Source organism: Acidovorax sp. GW821-FHT10E03 (assembly GCF_059415205.1).
The window spans coordinates 1-23888 of record NZ_JBWKMU010000020.1 but is presented as its reverse complement, the minus strand read 5'-3'; the positions used below and the strand labels follow the sequence as shown (position 1 = coordinate 23888).

General features: G+C 65.9%; 23 protein-coding genes, 2 tRNA genes and 1 pseudogene. 16 read left to right on the top strand and 10 right to left on the bottom strand.

Annotated elements, in window-relative coordinates; all coding sequences use genetic code 11:
• Positions 1 to 123: 123 nt before the first annotated feature.
• From map to AC07OD_RS27380, 3 genes are all read left to right on the top strand, one after another.
• The gene (map, locus tag AC07OD_RS27390; protein ID WP_218294567.1) at positions 124 to 939 is read left to right on the top strand and encodes a type I methionyl aminopeptidase; all 816 of its coding nucleotides are present in this window, start codon (positions 124 to 126) and stop codon (positions 937 to 939) included.
• 99 nt (positions 940 to 1038) lie between these two features.
• Complete coding sequence (locus AC07OD_RS27385; RefSeq protein WP_369642747.1) at positions 1039 to 3630, top strand: [protein-PII] uridylyltransferase; 2592 nt, start codon at positions 1039 to 1041, stop codon at positions 3628 to 3630.
• A 328-nt stretch (positions 3631 to 3958) separates the two neighbouring features.
• Positions 3959 to 4396 (top strand): universal stress protein, encoded by a 438-nt coding sequence (locus tag AC07OD_RS27380; protein ID WP_218294565.1) that lies wholly within the window; start codon positions 3959 to 3961, stop codon positions 4394 to 4396.
• A gap of 27 nt (positions 4397 to 4423) precedes the next feature.
• Here the strand turns inward: AC07OD_RS27380 and def are convergent, their stop codons facing one another.
• Positions 4424 to 4963 carry a peptide deformylase gene (gene def, locus AC07OD_RS27375; protein WP_494598510.1) on the bottom strand — a complete coding sequence of 180 codons (540 nt, stop codon included), beginning with the start codon at positions 4961 to 4963 and terminating at the stop codon, positions 4424 to 4426.
• Positions 4964 to 5064: 101 nt separating this feature from the next.
• On the opposite strand from def, the gene AC07OD_RS27370 reads away from it, so the two are divergent.
• The 6 genes from AC07OD_RS27370 (at position 5065) to AC07OD_RS27345 (ending at position 8330) form a co-directional block, all read left to right on the top strand.
• A complete protein-coding gene (locus AC07OD_RS27370) occupies positions 5065 to 5487 on the top strand; it encodes a YbaN family protein (RefSeq protein ID WP_494598509.1) in 423 nt (140 codons plus the stop codon).
• A gap of 125 nt (positions 5488 to 5612) precedes the next feature.
• Positions 5613 to 5688, top strand: a tRNA-Asn gene (locus AC07OD_RS27365).
• A 51-nt stretch (positions 5689 to 5739) separates the two neighbouring features.
• Positions 5740 to 5815, top strand: a tRNA-Asn gene (locus AC07OD_RS27360).
• Between the two features lie 129 nt (positions 5816 to 5944).
• A complete protein-coding gene (aat, locus tag AC07OD_RS27355) occupies positions 5945 to 6700 on the top strand; it encodes a leucyl/phenylalanyl-tRNA--protein transferase (protein WP_494598508.1) in 756 nt (251 codons plus the stop codon).
• A complete protein-coding gene (locus AC07OD_RS27350) occupies positions 6697 to 7443 on the top strand; it encodes an arginyltransferase (protein ID WP_369642749.1) in 747 nt (248 codons plus the stop codon). The genes aat and AC07OD_RS27350 overlap by 4 nt, the downstream gene beginning before the upstream one ends.
• Positions 7444 to 7499: 56 nt before the next feature.
• On the top strand, positions 7500 to 8330 hold the full coding sequence (locus AC07OD_RS27345; protein ID WP_218294503.1) for an IclR family transcriptional regulator: 831 nt from the start codon (positions 7500 to 7502) through the stop codon (positions 8328 to 8330).
• Between the two features lie 154 nt (positions 8331 to 8484).
• Here the strand turns inward: AC07OD_RS27345 and pbpG are convergent, their stop codons facing one another.
• The 6 genes from pbpG to AC07OD_RS27315 form a co-directional block, all read right to left on the bottom strand.
• On the bottom strand, positions 8485 to 9564 hold the full coding sequence (gene pbpG / locus AC07OD_RS27340) for a D-alanyl-D-alanine endopeptidase (protein ID WP_218294502.1): 1080 nt from the start codon (positions 9562 to 9564) through the stop codon (positions 8485 to 8487).
• A gap of 116 nt (positions 9565 to 9680) precedes the next feature.
• The gene (locus AC07OD_RS27335; protein ID WP_218340965.1) at positions 9681 to 11219 is read right to left on the bottom strand and encodes a 2-isopropylmalate synthase; all 1539 of its coding nucleotides are present in this window, start codon (positions 11217 to 11219) and stop codon (positions 9681 to 9683) included.
• 209 nt (positions 11220 to 11428) lie between these two features.
• Complete coding sequence (pssA, locus tag AC07OD_RS27330; protein ID WP_218294500.1) at positions 11429 to 12262, bottom strand: CDP-diacylglycerol--serine O-phosphatidyltransferase; 834 nt, start codon at positions 12260 to 12262, stop codon at positions 11429 to 11431.
• A 273-nt stretch (positions 12263 to 12535) separates the two neighbouring features.
• Positions 12536 to 13552 (bottom strand): ketol-acid reductoisomerase, encoded by a 1017-nt coding sequence (gene ilvC / locus AC07OD_RS27325; protein WP_494598507.1) that lies wholly within the window; start codon positions 13550 to 13552, stop codon positions 12536 to 12538.
• Between the two features lie 63 nt (positions 13553 to 13615).
• Entirely contained in the window at positions 13616 to 14107 is a 492-nt protein-coding gene (gene ilvN, locus AC07OD_RS27320) for an acetolactate synthase small subunit (protein WP_015013659.1), read from the bottom strand.
• A gap of 143 nt (positions 14108 to 14250) precedes the next feature.
• Positions 14251 to 16044: an acetolactate synthase 3 catalytic subunit gene (locus tag AC07OD_RS27315; RefSeq protein ID WP_369642750.1), complete on the bottom strand. Its 1794-nt coding sequence runs from the start codon at positions 16042 to 16044 to the stop codon at positions 14251 to 14253.
• 294 nt (positions 16045 to 16338) lie between these two features.
• Between AC07OD_RS27315 and AC07OD_RS27310 the strand changes: the two genes are divergently transcribed.
• From AC07OD_RS27310 to AC07OD_RS27285, 6 genes are read left to right on the top strand one after another with little or no spacing between them, the layout of a single operon-like run.
• On the top strand, positions 16339 to 16908 hold the full coding sequence (locus AC07OD_RS27310) for an RNA polymerase sigma factor (RefSeq protein WP_218294496.1): 570 nt from the start codon (positions 16339 to 16341) through the stop codon (positions 16906 to 16908).
• Positions 16905 to 17363: a DUF3619 family protein gene (locus AC07OD_RS27305; protein WP_218294495.1), complete on the top strand. Its 459-nt coding sequence runs from the start codon at positions 16905 to 16907 to the stop codon at positions 17361 to 17363. Before AC07OD_RS27310 ends, AC07OD_RS27305 begins: the two co-directional genes overlap by 4 nt.
• 20 nt (positions 17364 to 17383) lie before the next feature.
• Positions 17384 to 18274: a DUF3106 domain-containing protein gene (locus AC07OD_RS27300; protein WP_494598506.1), complete on the top strand. Its 891-nt coding sequence runs from the start codon at positions 17384 to 17386 to the stop codon at positions 18272 to 18274.
• Between the two features lie 52 nt (positions 18275 to 18326).
• Positions 18327 to 18878, top strand: coding sequence for an RDD family protein (locus AC07OD_RS27295; protein ID WP_492245482.1), 552 nt, complete (start codon positions 18327 to 18329; stop codon positions 18876 to 18878).
• A gap of 59 nt (positions 18879 to 18937) precedes the next feature.
• Complete coding sequence (locus AC07OD_RS27290) at positions 18938 to 19348, top strand: diacylglycerol kinase (protein ID WP_492245481.1); 411 nt, start codon at positions 18938 to 18940, stop codon at positions 19346 to 19348.
• Positions 19341 to 19934: an LOG family protein gene (locus tag AC07OD_RS27285; protein ID WP_218294491.1), complete on the top strand. Its 594-nt coding sequence runs from the start codon at positions 19341 to 19343 to the stop codon at positions 19932 to 19934. Before AC07OD_RS27290 ends, AC07OD_RS27285 begins: the two co-directional genes overlap by 8 nt.
• 178 nt (positions 19935 to 20112) lie before the next feature.
• Here the strand turns inward: AC07OD_RS27285 and AC07OD_RS27280 are convergent, their stop codons facing one another.
• Both AC07OD_RS27280 and AC07OD_RS27275 read right to left on the bottom strand, forming a co-directional pair.
• Positions 20113 to 20451 (bottom strand): P-II family nitrogen regulator, encoded by a 339-nt coding sequence (locus AC07OD_RS27280; RefSeq protein WP_218294490.1) that lies wholly within the window; start codon positions 20449 to 20451, stop codon positions 20113 to 20115.
• Positions 20452 to 20506: 55 nt separating this feature from the next.
• Positions 20507 to 22165, bottom strand: coding sequence for an NAD+ synthase (locus AC07OD_RS27275; RefSeq protein WP_494598505.1), 1659 nt, complete (start codon positions 22163 to 22165; stop codon positions 20507 to 20509).
• Positions 22166 to 22245: 80 nt separating this feature from the next.
• On the opposite strand from AC07OD_RS27275, the gene AC07OD_RS27270 reads away from it, so the two are divergent.
• Positions 22246 to 23505, top strand: coding sequence for a GNAT family N-acetyltransferase (locus tag AC07OD_RS27270; RefSeq protein WP_494598504.1), 1260 nt, complete (start codon positions 22246 to 22248; stop codon positions 23503 to 23505).
• Positions 23506 to 23563: 58 nt separating this feature from the next.
• Here AC07OD_RS27270 and AC07OD_RS27265 read toward each other — a convergent pair.
• Positions 23564 to 23888: pseudogene (locus tag AC07OD_RS27265) on the bottom strand (methyl-accepting chemotaxis protein); the annotation flags it as partial.

The window sequence follows — 23888 nt, the reverse complement described above, 5'->3', positions numbered from 1 at the left end:
GCGCCGACCCGGGCCCGGGCTCTGGCCTGGGCATGTGGGTGGACAGCCCGGCATTTTACCGGGCGGACCAGGGCCGCCGCCCGCCTCCAAGCAGCCGGCGGGGGGCGATGGGATAATTACGCCATGAGCATCACCATCAAAAGCGCAGAAGACATTGCCGGCATGCGCCTCGCGTGCCGCCTGGCCTCCGAAGTGCTGGACTACATCGCCCCCCACATCAAGCCCGGCATCACCACCAAGGAAATCGACCGCCTGGGTGCCGAATGCATGGCCCAGCAGGGCACCATCTCGGCCACCGTGGGCTACCAGCCGCCCGGCTACCCGCCCTACCCCGCCTCGCTGTGCACCTCGGTCAACCATGTGGTGTGCCACGGCATCCCCAACGACAAGCCGCTCAAGAAGGGCGACATCGTCAACGTGGACGTGACCGTGATCACCAAGGACGGCTGGTACGGCGACAACAGCCGCATGTACCAGATCGGCGAGTGCTCCATTGCCGCCAAACGCCTGTGCGCGATCACCTTCGACGCCATGTGGCACGGCATCCTGCAGGTGAAGCCTGGCGCCCACCTGGGCGACGTGGGCCACGCCATCCAGAAATTCGCCGAAGGCCAGGGTTTCTCCATCGTGCGCGAGTTCTGCGGCCACGGCATCGGCCAGAAGTTCCACGAAGAACCCCAGGTGCTGCACTACGGCCGCCCCGGCACGCTGGAAGAACTGGTGCCCGGCATGGTCTTCACGATCGAGCCCATGATCAACGCCGGCCGCCGCGAGGTGAAGGAGTTCGGCAACGACGGCTGGACCATCGTGACCAAGGACCACAGCCTGTCGGCGCAGTGGGAACACACCGTGCTGGTGACCGAGACAGGCTATGAGGTGATGACCCTGTCGGCCGGCTCGCCCGCGCTGCCCGCCTTCGTGACGGCCACGGCCACCTGACGGCCGGCCCGGCAACGCCTGCGTGACCGGCATTCACACTGGCTCGCACAACTCTTGCATGGCTTTTTTCATGGCACCTTATCCGCGCGCACCACGACCATGACCGAACTCCATGCCCTGCGGGACGCCTACCGCAGCGACAAAGCCGCCCTGCTCGCCGCCCTGCAGGCCACGGGCGCCTCCACGCGTGGCATCCGCGTGCTGCTGCGCAAGCTCTCCACGCTGGCCGGCGCCCTGCTGCACACGCTGTGGCAGCGGGCGCAGCTCCCAGCGGACATGGCGCTGGTGGCCGTGGGCGGCTTCGGGCGCGACCAGCTTTTCCCCTATTCGGATGTCGACGTCCTGCTGCTGATGCCCGATGGAAGCGCCCCCGAGGCCGGCAGCGAGCTGCGCACGCGGCTGGAGGGCTTCATCGGCAGCTGCTGGGATGCGGGCCTGGAGATCGGCTCCAGCGTACGCACCGTGGCCGAATGCCTGGCCGAAAGCGCGGGCGATGTCACCGTGCAGACCTCGTTGCTCGAATCGCGCCTGGTGTGCGGCAACGCGGCGCTGTTCGCCGAATTCCAGCGCCAGTACCGCCTGCAGATGAACCCGCAGGCCTTCCTGGTGGCCAAGACGCTGGAGATGCGCCAGCGCCACAACAAGTACGAGAACACGCCCTACTCGCTGGAGCCCAACTGCAAGGAGTCGCCCGGCGGGCTGCGCGACCTGCAGATGATCCTGTGGGTGGCGCAGGCCGCGGGCCTGGGCCGCAACTGGAAGGAACTGGCCGCCAGCGGCATGGCCACCGCCTTCGAGGTGCGCCAGATCGAGCGCAACGAGGCCGTGCTCTGCCTCATCCGCGCGCGCCTGCATGCAGCCGCCGGGCGGCATGAGGACCGCCTGGTGTTCGACCTGCAGACCGCCGTGGCCGAGTCCTTCGGCTACCGCTCGCAGGCGCCCGACGGCTCGCGCCTGCCCATGCGCGCCAGCGAAAGCCTGATGCGGCGCTACTACTGGGCGGCCAAGGCCGTGTCGCAGCTCAGCCAGATCCTGCTGCTGAACATCGAGGAACGCCTGAACCCCTCGACCCACGAGCCGCGCCCCATCAACGAGCGCTTCTTCGAGAAGGCCGGCCTGATCGAGGTGGCCAGCGACGACCTGTACGAGCGCGACCCGCACGCCATCCTGGAAACCTTCCTGCTCTACCAGACCACCGTGGGGCTCAAGGACCTGTCGGCGCGCACCCTGCGCGCGCTGTACAACGCACGCGGGGTGATGGACGGCGCGTTCCGCCGCGACCCGGTCAATCGCGCCAACTTCATGCGCATCCTGCAGCAGCCCTCGGGCATCACGCATGCCATGCGCCTCATGAACCAGACCTCGGTGCTCGGGCGCTACCTGTGGGTCTTCCGGGGCATCGTGGGGCAGATGCAGCACGACCTGTTCCATGTGTACACGGTCGACCAGCACATCCTCATGGTGCTGCGCAACGTGCGCCGTTTCTTCATGGCCGAGCACGCGCACGAATACCCGTTCTGCTCGCAGCTCGCGGGCGGGTGGGACAAGCCGTGGATCCTGTACGTCGCGGCGCTGTTCCACGACATCGGCAAGGGCCGCGGCGGCGACCATTCGCAGATCGGCGCCGTCGAGGTGCGGCGCTTCTGCCGCCAGCATGGCGTGGACCGCGAAGACGCCAGGCTCATCGAGTTCCTGGTCAGCGAACACCTGTCGATGAGCCGGATCGCCCAAAAGGAAGACCTCTCCGACCCGGACGTGATCGCGGCATTCGCCCAGCGCGTGGGCAACGAACGCTACCTGACCGCGCTGTACCTGCTCACGGTGGCCGATATCCGTGGCACCAGCCCCAAGGTCTGGAACGCCTGGAAAGGCAAGCTCCTCGAAGACCTGTACCGCGCCACGCTGCGCACCCTGGGTGGCCGGGCGCCGGATGCCGCCGCCGAGATCGAGGCGCGCAAGCGCGAGGCGCTGGTGCTGCTGGCCCTGAGCGCCCTGCCCTTCGAGGCCCACAAGGCCCTGTGGGCCACGCTGGATGTGAGCTACTTCATGCGCCACGAAGCGGCGGACATCGCCTGGCACACGCGCCACCTGTCGCGCCATGTGGGCACGGCCAGGCCCGTGGTGCGCGCGCGCCAGTCGCTGGCGGGCGATGGTCTGCAGGTGATGGTGTATGCCGCCGACCAGGCGGACCTGTTCGCGCGCATCTGCGGCTATTTCGACCGCGCGGGCTTCAGCATCCTGGATGCGCGCGTGCACACCGCGAACAATGGCTATGCGCTCGACACCTTCCAGGTGGTGGCCTCGTCGCAGGCGGGGCACTACCGCGAACTGACCCATATGGTCGAAAGCGACCTGGTGCGCGTGATCGAGGCGGGCGGGCCGCTGCCCGAACCCGCGCGCCGGCGGGTGTCGCGCCGCGTGAAGAGCTTTCCGGTCGCCCCGCGCGTCACGCTGCGCCCCGACGAAAAGGCGCAGCGCTGGCTGCTGGCCATCTCCGCCAGCGACCGTGCGGGCCTGCTGTACCTGGTGGCGCGCATCCTGGCGCAGCACCACCTGAGCGTGCAGTTGGCCAAGGTCAGCACCCTGGGCGAACGTGTCGAAGACACCTTCCTGGTCCAGGGCCCCGAACTGCAGAACAATGCACGCCAGATCGAGATCGAGACCGAACTGCTGCGCGAGCTGGCTGACTGACTGACTGACTAGCGGCCTACCGCATCCCGTCTCCGGCCTCCGGTCAGGCGGTGGATCCTCACGAGAAGGCTGCGCGCCAAGATGCTATTCCATTGATAGCACCCATCGCATGCCAATAAAGCGCCAGGGCGCATTTCCCCCTGTTGTCGAATGCTGAAGCGCGCCAGGGCTGGCGCTTGCCTTGTGCCCATCTTGAGCCTATAACAGCCACATGCATGTGGCGCGTTCATGGCGCCCACGGTGCCTGCCAGCCGCGTTGCGCCACCGCACCCGGGCAGGCGACCCGGCGCCCTGCCGGGACTGCCCACGCAGCCCCCAAGGAGCCAGCATGTACAAGCACATCCTGATGCCCTCCGACGGTACGGCGCTGTCGGAAGCGGCCATCCTGCGCGGCATGCGCTTTGCCCGCGAAGCCCACGCCAAGGTCACCGGCTTTTATGCCCTGCCCGAATTCCATGCACTTGCGTACCACACCGCCATGCTCGAACACACGCGCAAGAGCCAGGAAGACCAGGCCCGGGCGAGGGCCGAGGAGGTCCTGAACTACATCCGGGAGACCGCGGCACAGTACAGCGTGCCCTGCGACACCCTGACCAGCATCAGCGACCATCCTTACGAAGCCATCATCGACGCCGCGCACGCGCAGGGCTGCGACCTGATCCTGATGGCCTCGCATGGCCGCCGCGGCCTCCAGGGCATCCTGCTGGGAAGCGAGACCCTCAAGGTCCTCACGCACAGCAAGATCCCGGTGCTCGTGCACCGTTGACCCCAAAGCGGGCGCTGGTTCCGCCCGTCAGTCGTCCTCGGCGGCGCTAATGTCGGGGAAGAGCACTTCCGTGAAGCCGAACTGCGTGAAATCGCGCACCCGCATCGGGTACAGCTTGCCAACGAGGTGGTCGCACTCGTGCTGCACCACACGGGCATGAAAGCCGTCCACCGTGCGGTCTATGCGGTCGCCGTAAGGATCGAACCCCGTGTAGCGGATGCGCGCCCACCGGGGGACCTTGCCGCGCAGCCCCGGCACGGAAAGGCAGCCTTCCCAGTCCTCCTCTTCTTCATCGCCCAGCGGCGTGATGACGGGATTGAGCAGGACGGTAGGAAGAATCACCGGACGCTCGGGGTAGCGCGGATTGCGTTCGCCGGAGCCAAAGATCACGAGTTGCAGATCCACGCCAATCTGCGGCGCGGCAAGCCCCGCCCCATTGACGGAGCGCATGGTGTCGAACATGTCCCGCACCAGAAGATGAAGATCGTCTGTATCGAATGCAGTCACGGGCTGGGCAACGCGCAGCAGGCGCGGATCGCCCATCTTCAGGATGGTGTGGATGGTCATCGGTGTGAAATTTCTGCGAAAGCGGCTGGCGCGCGCCAGCCTGCGGCAGCATAGCGCGTGTCGGCGCGCCGCGCAGCGGCGCGCCCATTCACAATACCGGCATGGACTCTCCTCCAGACCCGGCCTCCACCGACACGGCCCCGCCCCTGCGCCCCTTGCCATGGCCCGCCCGCTGGCTGCTGCTGGTCTTTGCCGTGGCGTGCCTGGTGATGGGCATCATCGGCGTCATCGTTCCCGGGCTGCCCACCACGGTGTTCATTCTCATGGCGGCATGGGCTGCGGCCCGCAGTTCGCCCCGGCTGTACCGCTGGCTCTGGAACCACCGCCTGTTCGGCCCGCTCTTGCGCAACTGGGCCCAGGGAGGCTGCGTGAGCCGGCGCGCCAAATGGAGCGCCACGTGCCTCATGGCGCTGAGTGGGATCGTGCTGTTTGCGACGGGCACGCGCACCTGGATCGCCGTGCTCGCCATCACCTGCATGGCGTGCGTGCTGGCCTGGCTGTGGCGCAGGCCCGAGCCGCAGTGAGCGAATGGGCAGCATCGAAAGCCAGGCATGCGCCCCGCACTCCCGGCCGGGGCACCGTGCAAATCGTCGGGCACATCCGCGAAGCGGCTGGAGCCCATTTTTTATGTATATAATCTAAGTCTTGTTCCTCGATAGCTCAGTCGGTAGAGCGCCGGACTGTTAATCCGTAGGTCCCTGGTTCGAGCCCAGGTCGAGGAGCCAAGAATTTGCAGGCCCTGCATGTGTACGCGGGGCCTTTTACATACCGATCATTCCTCGATAGCTCAGTCGGTAGAGCGCCGGACTGTTAATCCGTAGGTCCCTGGTTCGAGCCCAGGTCGAGGAGCCACTCAGAAAGCCCACCATGCCCACGCATGGTGGGCTTTTTTGTCGCCGGCTTCATCCGCGCCGCGCACGCCCGGGTTGCCGGACAATAAGCCAGTCTCCTTGTCGTTGTTGTTTACCCGCGCACCATCCCATGCCCCCGCAATTGCCCTGGCTGGAACCCGAAGACCGTCTGCCGCATCCCGCGACCGCATGGGGACCGCAGGACCCCGCACCCGGGCTCCTGGCGGCAGGTGGCGCGCTGGCGGTGGCGCAGTTGCGGGCGGCATACGCCCAGGGCACCTTTCCCTGGTACGGCCCGGGGCAGCCCATCCTGTGGTGGGCCCCCGATCCCCGCATGGTGCTGCCCACCGCGGAGTTCAGGCTGCACCGCTCCCTGCGCAGGACGCTGCAGGCATTCCGCACCGATGCAGCCTGCCAGATCCGCGTGGACCATGCTTTCCGGGAAGTCATCACGGCCTGCGCCACCAAGGAACGCGATGGCCAAGTGGGCACCTGGATCGTGCCCGAGATGATCGAAGCCTACATCCGCCTCCATGCGGCAGGGTATGCCCACAGCGTCGAGACCTGGGTTGAAGGACGGCTGGTGGGCGGCCTGTACTGCGTGGCCCTCGGCCAGGCAGTGTTCGGCGAATCGATGTTCGCCCACGCCACGGACGCATCGAAGATCGCGCTCGCGGCCCTGGTGGGCCTGTGCCGCCACCACGGCGTTGCGATGATCGACTGCCAGCAGAACACGCGCCACCTCGCCTCCCTGGGAGCCCGGGAGATTCCCCGCGCGCAGTTCCTGGCCGAGATCCAGAAGACCCAGCACCTTCCGCCACCGCCCTGGGTCTTCGACCCCGTATACTGGAACGGGCTGCTGCCCTCCACCGTGTCCACGGCATGACGCAACTCAACGACCTTCCACTGCAAACCCTGCAGTTCTATGCGACAGCCCCCTACCCCTGCAGCTACCTGCCGGACAGACAGGCTCGGTCGCAGGTGGCCACGCCCAGCCACCTGATTCAGAGCGACGTGTATTCCGACCTCGTCGCCAAGGGGTTCCGGCGCAGCGGCATGTTCACCTACCGTCCCTACTGCGATGGCTGCCAGGCCTGCACTCCGCTGCGCGTGCTCGTGAATGAGTTCCAACCCGATCGAAGCCAGCGGCGAGCGACCGTTCGACATGGCGGCCTGCAGGCGCGCGTGCTGCGCCTGTGTTTCGTGCCCGAGCACTACCAGCTCTACCTGCGCTACCAGAATGGCCGCCATGCGGGCGGCGGCATGGACCATGACAGCATCGACCAGTACACCCAGTTCCTGCTGCAAAGCCGGGTGAATTCGCGCCTCGTGGAGTTCCGCGAAACGGATGCCAGCGGCGAGCCCGGCGCGCTCAAGATGGTATCCATCCTGGATGTGCTCGACGACGGGCTTTCCGCGGTCTACACCTTCTACGAGCCCGAGCCCCACTGCAGCTACGGCACCTACAACGTGATGTGGCAGATCGCGCAGGCGCGCTCCCTGGGGCTCCCCCATGTCTATCTGGGCTACTGGATCGAAGCCAGCCCCAAGATGAACTACAAGGCCCGCTTTCACCCCCACGAAGTCCGCACCGATGGCGCGTGGCACCGCGCCGAACAAGGCGCCTGAATGCAGGATTGAATTTCACAAGATAAAATGCTGCGGCCCTCATTGCATCGCCGCCCATGAAAAAAATCGATCCCAGCATTCCTGCCAAACCCAGCGTTCAGGTGCTTGAACGCATGTTTACGCTGATCGATGTGCTGGCGTCGCGCGAGGAGGCGATCTCCCTCAAGGAAATCAGCGAGAAGACGGGGCTGCACCCCTCCACCACGCACCGCATCCTGAACGACCTCACGATCGGCCGCTTCGTGGACCGGCCGGAATCCGGCAGCTACCGGCTGGGCATGCGCCTGCTGGAACTGGGCAACCTCGTCAAGGCGCGCCTGAGCGTGCGCGATGCCGCCCTGACCCCCATGCGCAACCTGCACAAGCTGATCCAGCAACCGGTCAATCTGAGCATGCGGCAGGGGGATGAGATTGTCTACGTGGAGCGCGCCTACAGCGAGCGCTCGGGCATGCAGGTGGTACGCGCCATCGGCGGGCGCGCCCCCCTGCACCTGACATCGACGGGCAAGCTCTTCCTGGCCCTGGACGATCCCCAGCGCGTGCGGGCCTACGCCACGCGCACCGGGCTGGCGGGACACACGCGCAACAGCATCACCCAGCTGCCCAACCTTGAGCGCGAACTCGCCAAGGCACGGCAGTACGGGATTGCCCGCGACAACGAGGAACTGGAGCTGGGCGTGCGCTGCATGGCCGCCGGCGTCTATGACGACCAGGGCAAGCTGGTGGCGGGTCTGTCGATATCGGCCCCGGCGGACCGGCTGGACGAAGGGTGGCTGCCCAAATTGCAAGCCACGGCCAACGAGATCTCGCTCGCGCTGGGCCACGTACCCACCAGCACCGAGGCATCGGCATCCAGCGAAGCCGGCTTGCGTGCAGGCCTTCGCTGAGCGGCGCACCACGACCCCAGAAGCCACCACGCATGAAATGAAAAAGCCGACACAGGCGGGTAATGCCTGGTCGGCCCATGGATGATCAATGCGCTTCGATGGCACCACGGCCCCGGCGGGGCCGCTGGCGCGGGAAGCTAGCTGCCGCTATCGGCTAGCCATTGCTTCCGGCCCGGGCCTGCAACGGGGTCGCCAGGGATGGCATCGACTCCACCCAGTGGCGCACGCGCTCCGCATCCCCCAGCCGGCTGAACTTGCCCGCGGAATCCAGAAACACCATGATGAGCTTGCGCCCGGCGATCTGCGTCTGCATCACAAGGCAGCGGCCCGCCTCGGAGATATAGCCCGTCTTTTGCAGTCCGATATCCCAGGTGGGGTTCTTTACCAGCCCGTTGGTATTGTTGTACTGCAGCGTTCTCGGGCCCACGGCCACCTCATAGCCCGGAGACGTGGACAGCTCGCGCAGCAAGGGATCGCTGTGCGCCACATTCACCAAGGTGGCCAAGTCCCGGGCGCTGGACTGGTTGCGGCTGGACAGCCCCGTGGGCTCCACATAGCGGGTGTCGGTCATGCCCAGCAAACGGGCCTTGGCGTTCATCTGCGCCACGAAAGCCTCCAGGCCACCAGGGTAGGTACGGCCCAGCGCATGCGCAGCCCGGTTCTCGCTGGACATGAGGGCCAGATGCAGCATCTCGCCCCGGGTCAGCGTGGAACCCACCGTCAGGCGCGAGCGGCTGCCCTTTTCCGTATCGACGTCGTCCTGCGTGATGGTGATCGGTTCATCCATCGGCAGCTTGGCCTGGGAAATGAGCATCCCGGTCATGAGCTTGGTCAGGGACGCGATGGGCAGCACCGCATGGTCATTCTTGCTCAGCAGGACCTCGTGCGTGTCCTGGTCGATGACCAGGGCCACACTCGACTTCAGATCCAATGGATCGTTGACCTCGTGCAGGCCCGCCATCTGCCCGAAGGACTGCTTGGCCGGCACGAACGCCACGCGGGTGGCTGCCTTGGAGGTCTTGGCCGTCACGCGCACGGCCCTGGTGGAGGCAGCAGCCACCTTGCGGGGCGCAACGCCCCGTTTGGCAGTGGCCGTGCTGATCTGCTGTTTTTTGTCCGAGGCTTTCTTGCGCTCGCCTGCGTGCGCGGCCGGGGCAGCCAGGACGGCGCTCACGGCGACAACGCTCAAAATTTGAAAGAAACGGCTCACTGCGGCGCGGTGGCGATGGTGCATCAAAGTGCTCCAAACGGTAATAGGTGTTGAGCAGTGTACAGAATCAAAAAAAGTCGCGCAAGATCAATGCCTTGCGCGACTTTCCGAGAAAGTGAATGAAATTATAAATTGTTCATTCAACCTTGTGCAGCCACCCGGTCAGCTTTACTTTGTAACTTGTTCAGCGCGCTGAGGTATGCCTTGGCCGAAGCCACCACGATGTCCGGATCCGCGCCCACGCCATTGACCACGCGGCCGCTGTTTTGCAGGCGCACCGTGACCTCGCCCTGGCTCTCGGTCGAGCCGCTGATGGCATTGACCGAGTACAGCACCATCTCCGCCCCGCTCTTGACGTGCGATTCAATGGCCTTGAGCGAGGCGTCCACGGGGCCGTTGCCTTCGGATTCGCCGCGCACTTCATGGCCGTCGACCGTGAAGACGATGCGCGCGCGCGGGTGCTCACCCGTTTCGCTCTGCTGAAAAAGGGAGACAAAGCCGTACTGCTCCTTCTCGCTGGTCACGCTCTCGTCGCTGACCAGCGCCAGGATGTCCTCATCGAAGATTTCGCTCTTGCGGTCCGCCAACTCCTTGAAGCGGGTGAACGCCGTATTGACCTCGGTTTCGCTCTCCAGGCTCACGCCCAGTTCCTGCAAGCGCTGCTTGAAGGCATTGCGGCCGCTCAGCTTGCCCAGCACGATCTTGTTGGCGCTCCAGCCCACGTCCTCGGCGCGCATGATCTCGTAGGTGTCGCGCGCCTTGAGCACGCCATCCTGGTGGATGCCCGAGGCATGTGCGAACGCGTTGGCGCCCACCACGGCCTTGTTGGGCTGCACCACGAAACCGGTGGTCTGGCTAACCATGCGGCTGGCGGCCACGATGTGCTGCGTGTCGATGTTGAGGTCGAGGTTGAAATAGTCCCGGCGGGTCTTGACCGCCATCACCACCTCTTCGAGCGAGCAGTTGCCCGCGCGCTCGCCCAGGCCGTTGATCGTGCACTCCACCTGGCGCGCACCGCCGATCTTCACGCCAGCGAGCGAGTTGGCCACCGCCATGCCCAGGTCGTTGTGGCAGTGCACGGACCAAACGGCCTTGTCGCTGTTGGGGATGCGCTCGCGCAGCGTCTTGATGAAGTTGCCATAGAGCTCGGGGATGGCGTAGCCCACGGTGTCGGGCACGTTGATGGTGGTGGCGCCCTCCGCGATCACTGCCTCCAGCACGCGGCACAGGAAATCGGGATCGCTGCGGTAGCCATCCTCGGGGCTGAACTCGATGTCGGCCACCAGGTTGCGGGCGAAACGCACCGACTGCTTGGCCTGCTCCAGCACCTGCTCGGGCGTCATGCGCAGCTTCTTCTCCATGTGCAGCGGGCTCGTGGCGATGAAGGTATGGATGCGCGCGCTGTTGGCGCCCGCCAGGGCCTCCGCCGCGCGCGCGATGTCGCGGTCGTTGGCGCGCGACAGCGAGCAGATGGTCGATTCCCTGATCGCATTGGCGATGGCCTGCACGGCTTCGAAGTCGCCGTTGGAGCTGGCCGCGAAACCGGCTTCGATCACGTCCACCTTCAGGCGCTCGAGCTGGCGCGCGATGCGCAGCTTCTCGTCCTTGGTCATCGAGGCGCCGGGGGATTGCTCGCCATCGCGCAAGGTGGTGTCGAAAATGATCAGTTTGTCAGCCATGTTGTTCTCCTGGTATCGGTGGGTGGGGTTCCCGCAACGTCAAAAATCTGGCGCCCAAAACAAAAGGCCCGCTGCGGGTGCATACGGGCCTGTGTGGAAAAAGTGTGCGCGTGCGCTTACTGTCTCCGCCCGTGGGGAGGTAGCAGTAGGGCCAGTGCAAACGTGTTCATGCGATGCAATGTAGCACAAGTCACGACCCGCCGCCGTGGTCACTTGTGGAGTCCGCGCTCATCGGGTTCATCGGTCGACGTGCTGATCACGCTGCTGTGCTGGCCCTTGGCCTTGCGCCAGGCATAGACGCCGTAGCCGCTCAGCCCATAGCAGACGAACACGCCGAAAAGCACGATGGGGGGATGGATGTTGATGACCGCGATGCCCAGCGCTATCAGCACGATGGCGGCAAAGGGCACGCTCTTCTTCATCTGCACGTCCTTGAAGCTGTAGAACGGCACGTTGGTCACCATGGTGAGTCCCGCATACAGCGTGAAGGCGAACATGACCCAGGTGGTCTGCGTCCAGGTCAGCCACAGGTCTTCTCCCGGATGCACCCCCAGCTCCGTCATGAGCCAGATGAAGCCGGCCACCAGGGCAGCGGCGGCTGGCGAAGGCAGCCCCTGGAAGTAGCGCTTGTCCACCACGCTGGTATTCACATTGAAGCGCGCAAGGCGCAAGGCCGCGCAGGCGCAGTACACGAACGCGGCGATCCAGCCCCACCGGCCCAGGCCCTGGAGCGACCACTCATAGGCGATCAGCGCGGGCGCCGCTCCAAACGAGACCATGTCGGACAGCGAATCCATCTGCTCGCCAAACGCGCTCTGCGTATTGGTCATGCGCGCAACGCGTCCGTCCAGGCTGTCCAGCACCATGGCGCAGAAGACGCCCACCGCCGCCATGTCGAACCGGCCGTTCATGGCCATCACGATCGAATAGAAACCACCGAACAGGGCCGCCAGCGTGAACAGGTTGGGCAGGATGTAGATGCCTTTGCGCCGCTTGCGCACCATCACACCGGGGTTGTCGGTGGATTCATTGCCGTCATGCATCAAATAGACCTCCAGCGCTTGCCTATATTGCGCAAGCTGCTATTAAATTTATAGTTTTCAACCCTGACCCACGGAACAGGCGGCGCGCCGCACGCGCAAAAGGCGAAGGCCGCAGTGTAGCGCCTGCCAACACGGCGTCCCGCCAAAGGAAGCGCCCCAGCCCCCGGCACAGGTGAGCGCGCTCCCAAGTAGCGGGCGGGCTTTGCGCCAGGGGTTGGCCCGGCAACAAAAAAGGCCACTGTGAAGTGGCCTTTTCGTGCTTCGCACAGGAGATCAGTTGCGGGTCTGGTCGACCAGCTTGTTCTTGGCGATCCAGGGCATCATGGCGCGCAGCTTGCCGCCCACCACTTCGATGCTGTGGTCGGCGGTGTTGCGGCGGCGGGCCGTCATGCTCGGGTAGTTCAGGCGGCCTTCCTGGATGAACATCTTGGCGTAGTCGCCGTTCTGGATGCGCTTCAAGGCATTGCGCATGGCGGCGCGCGACTGCTCGTTGATCACTTCGGGGCCGGTCACGTACTCGCCGTACTCGGCGTTGTTCGAGATCGAGTAGTTCATGTTGGCGATCCCGCCTTCGTAGATCAGGTCCACGATGAGCTTGAGTTCGTGCAGGCATTCGAAGTAGGCCATCTCGGGGGCATAGCCGGCTTCGACCAGGGTTTCATAGCCCATCTTGATCAGCTCGACGGCGCCGCCGCACAGCACGGCCTGCTCGCCGAACAGGTCGGTCTCGGTTTCTTCCTTGAAGTTGGTCTCGATGATGCCGGCCTTGCCGCCGCCGTTGGCGGCAGCGTAGCTCAGGGCCAGGTCACGGGCCTTGCCGGACTTGTCCTGGTGCACAGCGACCAGGTGGGGCACGCCGCCGCCCTGGGTGTAGGTGTTGCGCACGGTGTGACCAGGGGCCTTGGGCGCCACCATCCACACGTCCAGGTCAGCGCGGGGCACGACCTGGTTGTAGTGCACGTTGAAGCCGTGGGCGAAGGCCAGCGAGGCGCCTTGCTTGATGTTGGGTTCGACGTTGTTCTTGTAGACGGCTGCGATGTCTTCATCGGGCAGCAGGATCATGACCACGTCAGCGGCCTTCACGGCGTCGTTGACTTCCATCACCGTCAGGCCAGCCTTGCCAACCTTGTCCCACGATGCACCGCCCTTGCGCAGGCCGACCACAACCTTCACGCCACTGTCGTTCAGGTTTTGTGCGTGGGCGTGGCCTTGGCTGCCGTAGCCGATGATGGCCACGGTCTTGCCCTTGATCAGGCTCAGGTCGGTGTCTTTGTCGTAGAAAACTTTCATGGGTCGCTCCGGTTGAAATGCGTTGTTGGGGGTTGAAATTTGGGGAAAACGGGGTGGATTGTCTTACACGCGCAAAATGCGCTCGCCCCGGCCGATGCCGCTGGCGCCCGTGCGCACGGTTTCCAGGATGGCCGTGCGGTCGATGGCTTGCAGGAAGGCGTCGTTCTTAGACTGGTCGCCCGTCAGCTCGATGGTGTAGCTCTTCTCGGTCACGTCGATGATGCGGCCACGGAAGATGTCGGCCATGCGCTTCATCTCCTCGCGCTCCTTGCCCACGGCGCGCACCTTCACCATCATCAGCTCGCGCTCGGTGTAGGCGCCTTCGGTGAGGTCGACCACCTTGACCACCTCGATGAGGCGGTTCAGGTGCTTGGTGATCTGCTCGATCACGTCGTCGGAGCCCGTGGTCTGGATGGTCATGCGCGACAGCGATGCATCCTCGGTGGGCGCCACGGTGAGCGACTCGATGTTGTAGCCACGGGCGGAGAACAGGCCCACCACGCGCGAGAGCGCGCCGGGTTCGTTTTCCAGCAGAACGGCAATGATGTGTTTCATGATGAAGAGATTCCTCTTTTCGCTGCCCTCCCCCGTGCACGGTAATGCACGGGCTTGGCAGGCAATAGATTCGTCAAAAAGTGATAGCTATCAAATTGATAGCTGCTTGCGCTTGCCAATCAAGCGCTGGAGCCCGATTTTGCTTAAAGGTCTTCCGACCCCAGCAGCATTTCGGTGATGCCCTTGCCGGCCTGCACCATCGGGAACACGTTCTCGGTGGGGTCGGTGCGGAAGTCCATGAACACCGTGCGGTCCTTGAGCTTGCGGGCTTCGCGCAGCGCGGGCTCCACGTCCTTGGGATGCTCGATGAGCATGCCCACATGGCCGTAGGCCTCGGCCAGCTTCACGAAGTTGGGCAGCGCGTCCATGTAGCTGTGGCTGTAGCGGCCGGAGTACTCGATCTCCTGCCACTGGCGCACCATGCCCAGGTAGCGGTTGTTCAGCGAGCAGATCTTGATCGGCGTGTTGTACTGCAGGCAGGTGGACAGCTCCTGGATGTTCATCTGCACCGAGCCTTCGCCCGTGATGCAGAAGACCTCGGAGTCCGGCTTGGCCAGCTTGATGCCCATGGCGTAGGGAATGCCCACGCCCATGGTGCCCAGGCCGCCGGAGTTGATCCAGCGGCGCGGCTCGTCGAAACGGTAGTACTGCGCGGCCCACATCTGGTGCTGGCCCACGTCGGACGTGATGTAGGTGTCCGCATCCTTGGTCATGTTCCACAGCGTCTCGACCACATACTGTGGCTTGATGACGTCGCTGCTGCCCATGCTGTACTTGAGGCAATCGCGCTTGCGCCAGCCTTCGATGGTGTCCCACCAGGCGGCCAGAGCACCTGCGTCAGGGCGCGTGCTGCTCTCGCGGATCATGGAGATCAGCTCGGTGAGCACGTCCTTCACGTCGCCGACGATCGGGATGTCCACCTTCACGCGCTTGGAGATGCTCGACGGGTCGATGTCCACGTGGATGATCTTGCGGTCGTTCTGCGCGAAATGCTTGGGGTTGCCGATCACGCGGTCGTCGAAGCGCGCGCCCACGGCCAGCAGCACGTCGCAGTTCTGCATCGCGTTGTTGGCCTCGATGGTGCCGTGCATGCCCAGCATGCCCAGGAACTTGCGGTCCGACGCGGGATAGGCGCCCAGGCCCATCAGCGTGTTGGTGACCGGATAGCCCAGCATGTCCACCAGCGTGCGCAGCTCATTGGTGGCATTGCCCAGCAGCACGCCGCCGCCGGTGTAGATGTAGGGGCGCTTGGCAGCCAGCAGCAACTGCAGCGCCTTGCGGATCTGGCCGCCGTGGCCCTTGCGCACGGGGTTGTACGAGCGCATTTCCACCGACTGCGGGTAGCCGCTGTAGGGCACCTTCTTGAACGAAACGTCCTTGGGCACGTCCACCACCACGGGGCCGGGGCGGCCGGTGCGGGCGATGTGGAAGGCCTTCTTCATCGTCATGGCCAGATCGCGCGGGTCCTTGACGAGGAAGTTGTGCTTGACGATGGGGCGGGTGATACCGACCGTGTCGCACTCCTGGAAGGCGTCCAGCCCGATGGCGGGCGTGGGCACCTGGCCGGAGATGATCACCATGGGGATCGAATCCATGTACGCGGTGGCGATGCCGGTGACCGCATTGGTCAGGCCGGGGCCCGAAGTGACCAGGGCCACGCCGACTTCGCCGGTGGCGCGCGCATAGCCGTCGGCGGCGTGCACGGCGGCCTGTTCGTGGCGCACCAGCACGTGCTGGATGGTGTCTTGCTTGTAGAGCGCGTCGTAGATATAGAGGACGGCGCCGCCAGGATAGCCCCAGATGTACTGGACGTTCTCGGCCTGGAGCGACTTAATGAGGATCTCGGAACCCATGAGGTCCTGCGAGCCGGAAGCGGGAGAAGCATTGCCCTGCGTGGCAGCGGCAGCTGAAGTGAGTTCAGCCTTGGAGATTTCCATGATCGATCAACCTTTGTGAATTTCTCTGACGAAAAACCTTGGGTGCCCCTCGCACGCGCTCTTGTGAAGCCAGCTTGGAACTTGAGGCCAAGGACATGGGCGGGATGATTGCCGCGCCGGACCGTGACCCGTTTGCCTTTTGAATTGCAGCAGCGATTATCGCACTGCAACACATGTAAAACCGCAGGCAGCCTAAAAAAACCCCGGCGGATGCGATAATCAAAGGCTCCACGTGCCGGATAGCCACATTTTTGCGCTCTCACCGGCACCGATCCCCTCCCGGGCTGACCCGTCTTGGCAACCGAACAAGAACTCTCCGACTTCCTCAAAAGTGTAGAAAAGCGCGCTTTCAAGCGTTCGGTCTACCACGTTCGCAATGAGGAAGCGGCGCTCGACATCGTGCAGGACAGCATGCTCAAGCTGGCGGAGCACTACGGCGACAAGCCGGCGGCGGAGCTGCCCATGCTGTACCAGCGGATCCTGTCCAACTGCACCCTGGACTGGTTCCGGCGCCAGAAGACCCGCAATGCACTGTTTTCGAGCATGAGCGACTTCGAGGGCCCCGGCGAAGATGGCATGGATTTTGATCTGCTGGAGGCGTATTCAGGACCGGATGGTGGAGAACGGGCGGAGAGCGCCGAGGATCTGACCCGCCGGGCGCAGATCTTCCACGGTATCGAGGCTGAAATCGCCGAGCTTCCGCCACGTCAACGGGAAGCGTTCCTCATGCGTTACTGGGAAGAAATGGATGTTGCAGAAACGGCGGCCGCCATGGGCTGCTCCGAAGGCAGTGTCAAGACGCACTGTTTTCGTGCCATACAAACCCTCAGCAAGGCACTGAAGGCCAAAGGAATCGAGCCATGAACACTGTACAGACCCCATCGACACAGGCAGAAGCTGCGGCAGAGCGCTTTGCGCTGCGCGTCGCGTCGCGGTTGTCCAGCGGCACCGCCGAATTGCCTTATGACATTTCCGAGCGGCTGCGCGCCTCGCGCGTGCAGGCGCTGGCCAAGCGCAAGAAAGACATCGTGCCGGTGCGCCTGGCGGCCCCTGCGGCCGTCATCCACGGCGCGGGCGGCAGCGCCACGCTGGGCCGCGGCGGCAGTGAAGGCGGTGGCTGGTGGAGTGCGCTGGTTTCCGCCGTTCCCCTGATGGCCCTGGTGGTGGGCCTGGTCGTGATCAACATTGCCCAGGACGAAAGCAGTGCCAATGACGTGGCCGAGGTGGATGCCGCGCTGCTGACCGATGATCTGCCACCCGCAGCCTACGCAGACCCGGGCTTCGTACAATTTCTCAAGACCTCCGCGCAGCCGAACTGAGCTGCCCGACACCGTACTGCATGCACCCAAGCCCTTCTGACGCTTCCCCCGCCCTGCCAGCCTTCGTGCTGGCTTTGGCGCTCTTGGGCGTGCTCGCGGCGGTGGGTGGCCAGGTGCTGGTGCAGATGCGCATGGCACCCGGCACCCTGCTGCCCGCCGGCGCGGAAGCGGCCGTGGCCAGCCCCAACAACGCGCGCTCGCCCACGCGCCATGGCACCTCGATGGTGCCGCAGGTCGAGACCGGTCCGGGCTGGGAGACCTTGACCACGCCCCAGAAGCTGGCGCTGTACCCGCTCGCGGAGCGTTGGGCGCTGATCAGCGAGGCGCAAAAACGCCGCTGGCTCGCGCTGGCGGCCAATTTCTCCGCGCTCCCCGAGGAAGAACAGGCCAAGTTCCACGACCGCATGGCGGACTGGGCCAGCCTGAGTGCCCAGCAGCGCAACCAGGCCCGGTTGAACTACGCGGTCACCAATCGCCTCGCCCCCGACGACAAGCGCGCCCAGTGGGAGGCCTACCTGGCGCTGTCCGAGGAAGAAAAACGCGCCCTGGCGGCCCGTGCGGCGCCCAAGCCCAAGGGCGCCGCCACGGCGCTGCGGCCCGTGTCGCCCAAGAAACTGGCCCAGGTGCCAGCGGCCACGCAGGCCAACCCCAGCCGTCCGAATGCGCCCAAGATTCCCCCCGTGCTGGACCACAGCCTCCCGCGCGTGGCAGCGCCGGTGACGCCCGCGGCGCCACCCGCATCGGGCATGCCCACGCAGAATCCGGCCTCCACGGTGGTGGAGACCGCGCCCATCTCGGTGCCCGTGGCGGTTCCGGCGGCGCTGGCACCGCTGGGCGCAGGCTCCGCGGAAGCGCCCGCCGCCCCGGCTCCCATCGTCACACCCGACAATTCCGGCCTGTATCCTCAGTAGACCGCCGGCCGGCCTTTCCCGCCTTGCTCCTGCCTCGCTTTCGCCCCCTGGAATGACCGCCTCCCCTCCCGCCCGCACGCCGCCGGCCGCCCCCTCCTCCCCTGCGCCTTCAGCCGCCGGCATCGGCGCGACGCCCAACCTGTGGCGCCGCATGGCGTGCTGGCTGTACGAGGGCATGCTGATGTTCGGGGTGGTCTTCATCGCAGGCTACCTGTTCGGCACCCTGAGCCAGACCCGCCACGCGCTGGACAACCGGCATGCCCTGCAGGCCTTCCTGTTCGTGGTGTTTGGCATCTATTTCACCTGGTTCTGGGCCAAGGGCCAGACCCTGGCCCAGAAGACCTGGCTCATCCGCGTGGTGGACACCGCAGGGCGCCCCATCACCCAGGCGCGCGCCCTGCTGCGCTACCTGCTCAGCTGGGTCTGGTTCCTGCCGCCGCTGGCCGCCTACCTGTTCGGCGTGCCCGCCCTCGAGGTGCTGGTGCTGCTGTTCGGCTGGGTCGCCATCTGGGCCATCCTGAGCCGGTTTCATCCCCAGCGGCAGTTCTGGCATGACGCGCTGGCCGGCACCCGCCTGGTGCACTTCGAGCTGCCAAAAAAGTAGCCCCCCGCCACCCCTTCGCCGTGCCAGCTGTCACGCGGGTGCGAGACAATGCCCGGACCATGTCCCTATCTCCGCCGCAGCCCATCGCGCCCGCCAACCCCCAGAAAGCCCGCTCGGGCCTGAACCGCATCTGGCACGCCGCCGGCTATTCGCTGGAAGGCCTGCGCGCGGGCTGGAACGAAAAGGCGTTCCGCCAGGAGGCCATTGCCGCCATGGTGCTGCTGCCCCTGTCGCTGTGGCTGGGGCGCAGCTGGGTGGAGGTGGCGCTGCTGGCAGGCTCCGTGGTGATCGTGATGATCGTGGAGCTGCTCAACACTGGCATCGAGACCGCCATCGACCGCATCGGCCCCGAATGGCACGACCTTTCAAAACGCGCCAAGGACATGGGCAGCGCCGCCGTGCTGCTGGCGCTGCTGCTGTGCATGGGCATCTGGGGCGCGGCTGTTTTTCAGAGGATCTTCCATGGTTGAACCGGCATTTTCAGTGTGTGTGTACTGCGGCTCGCGCCCTGGCGAGAACCCGGCCTTCGCCCAGGCCGCCAAGGCCGTGGGCCAGTGGATCGGCCAACGTGGCGGGCAGCTGGTGTATGGCGGTGGGCGCAGCGGGCTGATGGGCACGGTGGCCGAGGCCACCCGCGTGGCGGGCGGGCGCGTGGTGGGCGTGATTCCGCAGGCGCTGGTGGACAAGGAGCTGGCCAACCGCCTGTGCGACGAGCTTCACATCGTGCAGACCATGCACGAGCGCAAGGCGATGATGGCCGAGCGCAGCGACGCCTTCCTGGCCCTGCCCGGCGGCATCGGCACCTTCGAAGAGCTGTTCGAGGTGTGGACCTGGCGCCAGCTGGGCTACCACGACAAGCCGCTGGGCCTGCTCAATGTCGCGGGCTACTACGACGCGCTGATGGGCTTCCTGGACCACAGCGTGGCCAGCGGCTTCATGGGCGAATGGCAGATGGGACTGCTGCATGCGTCCGCCGACGCCGATGCGCTGCTGCGCACGCTGGTACAGTCCGCCGGCCCTGGTCAGGCGCCGGTGCCGCTGCGTGCCGTGATCTGACGGCCGGGCCGCGCGGGTACGGGGTCACCCCCGCATCGCGCTGCCGGCAGCCACACAACAAAACAAAAGCGAAAGGGGCGGTTTTCCGCCCCTTTCGCTTTGTGCCTTGTCCTTGTATGTCTTGCGTGCCTTTTCCTTGTGGGAGCCCGTGCGGCCCCGGCCAGGCGGGCGCGGCCCCTCAGACCGCGGCGTCGTCCAGGTCGCCGGTGCGGATGCGCACCACGCGCTCCACCGAGGTGACGAAGATCTTGCCGTCGCCGATCTTGCCCGTGCGCGCGACGCTCACGATGGCATCCACGCAGCGGTCCACGTCTTCGCTCTTCACGACGACCTCGACCTTCACCTTGGGCAGGAAGTCCACCACGTATTCAGCGCCCCGGTACAGCTCGGTGTGACCCTTCTGGCGGCCAAAGCCCTTCACCTCAGTCACGGTGAGGCCGGTCACGCCACATTCAGCCAGGGCTTCGCGGACTTCTTCGAGCTTGAAGGGCTTGATGACGGCGGTGATCATTTTCATGGCGGGTCTCCTGGAGGGTGTAAAAAATGGGGGCTGAAAGCGCAGCGCGGAAGCGTCACGCCCTGAATTTGCTGGTGATAGGGTAACGCCAGTCCTTGCCGAAGCTGCGGCGCGTGACGCGAATCCCTACGGGAGCCTGGCGGCGCTTGTACTCGTTGAGCTTGATGAGGCGCGTCACACGCTCCACATCGGCGCGCGCAAAACCGCTGGCGATGATGGACTCGATGGGCTCATCGTTCTCCATGTAGCGCGCCACGATGGCGTCCAGCACTTCGTAGGGCGGCAGGCTGTCCTGGTCTTTCTGGTCGGGGCGCAGCTCGGCGCTGGGCGGGCGGGTGATGATGCGCTCGGGAATGGGACTGGCGCCCGTGCCATACGGATCGTTGGCGTTGCGCCAGCGCGCCAGGTCGAACACCCGTGTCTTGGCCACGTCCTTGATCACCGCGAAGCCACCCGCCATGTCGCCATACAGCGTGCAGTAGCCCGCGGACATCTCGCTCTTGTTGCCCGTGGTGAGCACGATGGCGCCGAACTTGTTGGACAGCGCCATGAGCAGCGTGCCCCGGATGCGCGCCTGCAGGTTTTCCTCGGTGGTGTCCTCGGCCAGACCCGCGAAGTCGCTCGCCAGCGCGGCCTTGAAGGCTTCGAACTGCAGCTTGATGGATATCTCGTCGTAGCGCACGCCCAGGCGGGCAGCCATGTCGCGCGCATCGATCCAGCTGATGTCGGCCGTGTAGGGCGACGGCATCATCACCGTGCGCACCTTGTCGGCGCCCAGCGCGTCCACGGCAATGGCCAGCACCAGGGCGGAGTCGATGCCGCCCGAGAGCCCCAGCAGCGCGCCTGGAAATCCGTTCTTGCCCACATAGTCCCGCACCCCCAGCACCAGGGCGTCCCACAGGTCCGCCTCCAGACTTTTCTCCGGCGCGATGTCTGCTTCAAATTTGATAGCATCCTGCGCTTGCTGGACTTGCGTAAAGACCAGTTTTTCTTCAAACCCAGGACCACGCCCAGCCACAGAGCCGTCGGCGTTGAGCGCGAAAGATCGGCCCTCGAACACCACCTCGTCCTGCCCGCCCACCAGGTGGGCGTACACCAGCGGCAGGCCGGTCTCGGCCACGCGTTCGCGCATGGTCTGCTCGCGTTCGGCGCTCTTTCCCAGGTGGAAGGGCGATGCATTGATGACCGCCAGCAGCTGCGCGCCCGCGGCCGCCGCATCGTGCGCCGGCGCGGCGAACCAGGCGTCCTCGCAGACCAGCAGGCCCACCCGCACGCCCTCCACCTCGAACACGCAGGGCGCGCTGCCCGCCACGAAGTAGCGGCGCTCGTCGAACACCTGGTAGTTGGGCAGCTCGCGCTTGGCGTAGGTCTGCTCGATGCGGCCCTCGCGCAGCACGCTGGCGGCATTGAGGCAGGCGCTGAACGCAGGCGCATCGGGCGACACCGCCTGCGGATGGCCCAGCACGATGGCCAGGCCTTTCAACCCTGCCGTCTCGCGGGCCACGGTTTTCACGGCATCATCGCAGGCCGCGATGAAGGCCGGGCGCAGGAACAGGTCTTCGGCGGCATAGCCACAGATGGCGAGTTCGGGCGTGAGCAGCAGCCGGGCACCCCGGGCATGGGCTTCGCGGGCCGCGGCAATGATCTTCTGCGCGTTCTGGGGCATGTCGCCCACGACAAAGTTGAGCTGCGCAGTGCAAATGGAGAGCGTCATGGAACTGGAATCGGCCCCTGCGGCCAGGTTGAATACCGCCACTGCGGACCCGCGGCACCGGGGGTGGAGCGGGGGATCGCATGGCTGAAGCCGCCATTATCGCCCGCGTACTCGCATCCCCGCTCGACGTCGGGGCCGACGCCTGGAACGCCCTGCTCGCCCGGCAAAGCCACCCCACGCCCTTCATGCGGCACGAATACCTGGCCGCCCTGCACGAAAGCGGCAGCGCCACGCCACGCACCGGCTGGGCCCCCCGGTTCATGACCCTGTGGGAGGACGGCACGCTGATCGCGGCCTGCCCCCTGTACCTCAAGAGCCATTCGTACGGAGAGTATGTGTTCGACTGGGCGTGGGCCAGCGCGTATGAGCAGCACGGCGTGCCGTACTACCCCAAGGCCGTCGTGGCCGTGCCTTTCACGCCCGTGCCCGGTACGCGCCTGATGGCGCGCGACGAGGCCGCGCGCGCGCTGCTGGTGCAGGCCGTGTGCCAGTGGTGCGGGGAGGAAAACGTCTCTTCCGTGCATGTGCTGTTTGCCAGCGACGACGACGCGCGGACCTGCGCGGGGCGCGACCTGATGCTGCGGCACACCGTGCAATTCCACTGGAAGAACCAGGCTCCCGCGCCCGGCGGCGGGGACGGCTACCGCAGCTTCGAGGAATTCCTCGCCAGCCTGTCCCAGGAAAAACGCAAGAAGATCCGCCAGGAACGCCGCCGCGTGGCCGATGCGGGCGTTACGTTCCGGTGGGCGCGCGGCACGGACATCCCGCAGGCGGACTGGGATTTCTTCTACCGCTGCTACGAGCGCACCTACCTCGAGCACGGCAACCCGCCCTACCTCACGCGCGACTTCTTCGCGCGCATGGCCGCGCAGCTGCCCGGCGCCTGGCTGCTTTTCATCGCCGAACGCAACGGGCGGCCCATTGCCAGCAGTCTGATAGCTGTCGGCGCGGATTCATCAAGCGCCAGCGGCCCAAACGCCCATGAACCCGTGGCGTATGGCCGCTACTGGGGGGCGCTGGAGCGCGTGGACTGCCTGCATTTCGAGGCCTGCTACTACCAGCCCCTGCAGTGGTGCATCGAACACGGCGCGCGGCGCTTTGAAGGCGGTGCCCAGGGTGAGCACAAGATGGCCCGCGCGCTGCTGCCGGTGCAGGCCACCAGTGCCCACTGGCTGGCGCACCCGGCCTTCGCCGAAGCGGTGGAGCGGTTCCTGGCGCGCGAAAGCGAAGGCGTCCAGCACTACCTGGACGAACTGCAGGAGCGCAGCCCGTTCAGGCAGGCGCCGCCGGGGGCTGAGGCCAGGGCCGCCTTGGCTCCGCACGGCGCCGGCACGGGCTGAGGGAGAGGCCGCAGCCCCAGCCCCGTCTCCTTCCGGCCCCTTCCAGCCCGGGCGCCTGTCAGAAGCTCTCCCAGTCATCCTCCGCGCCCGCCGCCACGGGCTGCGGTGCAGGGGCCTTCGGCCTGGCCGCGGCGATGGAAGGTGGCCGCGCGGCGGGGGCCGCCTTGCCGCCGGCGGGGCGCATCGCGGCACCCGCCGCCCGCAGGGCGGGCCGGGGCGGTGCCGCGACAGCGGCGGCGGCAGCGGCGGCCACAGGCCGGGACTGGTCGGACGAGAGCTTGAACACCGCCACCGCGCCCACCAGCGCCTGGGCCTGCTGGCTCAGGCTGCTGGCGGCCGCGGCCATTTCCTCCACCAGGGCCGCGTTCTGCTGCGTCACCTGG

Bases quoted from the DNA above. Each gene is read 5' to 3' on its own strand.
- AC07OD_RS27295 (WP_492245482.1), top strand. From the start codon at position 18,327: ATGACCGCCTCCCCTCCCGCCCGCACGCCGCCGGCCGCCCCCTCCTCC.
- AC07OD_RS27280 (WP_218294490.1), bottom strand. From the start codon at position 20,451: ATGAAAATGATCACCGCCGTCATCAAGCCCTTCAAGCTCGAAGAAGTC.
- AC07OD_RS27290 (WP_492245481.1), top strand. From the start codon at position 18,938: ATGTCCCTATCTCCGCCGCAGCCCATCGCGCCCGCCAACCCCCAGAAA.
- pssA (WP_218294500.1), bottom strand. From the start codon at position 12,262: ATGCATGACGGCAATGAATCCACCGACAACCCCGGTGTGATGGTGCGC.
- AC07OD_RS27300 (WP_494598506.1), top strand. From the start codon at position 17,384: ATGCACCCAAGCCCTTCTGACGCTTCCCCCGCCCTGCCAGCCTTCGTG.
- AC07OD_RS27315 (WP_369642750.1), bottom strand. From the start codon at position 16,044: ATGGAAATCTCCAAGGCTGAACTCACTTCAGCTGCCGCTGCCACGCAG.
- AC07OD_RS27350 (WP_369642749.1), top strand. From the start codon at position 6,697: ATGACGCAACTCAACGACCTTCCACTGCAAACCCTGCAGTTCTATGCG.
- AC07OD_RS27335 (WP_218340965.1), bottom strand. From the start codon at position 11,219: ATGGCTGACAAACTGATCATTTTCGACACCACCTTGCGCGATGGCGAG.
- AC07OD_RS27270 (WP_494598504.1), top strand. From the start codon at position 22,246: ATGGCTGAAGCCGCCATTATCGCCCGCGTACTCGCATCCCCGCTCGAC.
- AC07OD_RS27285 (WP_218294491.1), top strand. From the start codon at position 19,341: ATGGTTGAACCGGCATTTTCAGTGTGTGTGTACTGCGGCTCGCGCCCT.
- AC07OD_RS27380 (WP_218294565.1), top strand. From the start codon at position 3,959: ATGTACAAGCACATCCTGATGCCCTCCGACGGTACGGCGCTGTCGGAA.
- AC07OD_RS27370 (WP_494598509.1), top strand. From the start codon at position 5,065: ATGGACTCTCCTCCAGACCCGGCCTCCACCGACACGGCCCCGCCCCTG.
- def (WP_494598510.1), bottom strand. From the start codon at position 4,963: ATGACCATCCACACCATCCTGAAGATGGGCGATCCGCGCCTGCTGCGC.
- AC07OD_RS27275 (WP_494598505.1), bottom strand. From the start codon at position 22,165: ATGACGCTCTCCATTTGCACTGCGCAGCTCAACTTTGTCGTGGGCGAC.
- AC07OD_RS27345 (WP_218294503.1), top strand. From the start codon at position 7,500: ATGAAAAAAATCGATCCCAGCATTCCTGCCAAACCCAGCGTTCAGGTG.
- ilvN (WP_015013659.1), bottom strand. From the start codon at position 14,107: ATGAAACACATCATTGCCGTTCTGCTGGAAAACGAACCCGGCGCGCTC.
- AC07OD_RS27305 (WP_218294495.1), top strand. From the start codon at position 16,905: ATGAACACTGTACAGACCCCATCGACACAGGCAGAAGCTGCGGCAGAG.
- AC07OD_RS27385 (WP_369642747.1), top strand. From the start codon at position 1,039: ATGACCGAACTCCATGCCCTGCGGGACGCCTACCGCAGCGACAAAGCC.
- map (WP_218294567.1), top strand. From the start codon at position 124: ATGAGCATCACCATCAAAAGCGCAGAAGACATTGCCGGCATGCGCCTC.
- aat (WP_494598508.1), top strand. From the start codon at position 5,945: ATGCCCCCGCAATTGCCCTGGCTGGAACCCGAAGACCGTCTGCCGCAT.
- pbpG (WP_218294502.1), bottom strand. From the start codon at position 9,564: ATGCACCATCGCCACCGCGCCGCAGTGAGCCGTTTCTTTCAAATTTTG.
- ilvC (WP_494598507.1), bottom strand. From the start codon at position 13,552: ATGAAAGTTTTCTACGACAAAGACACCGACCTGAGCCTGATCAAGGGC.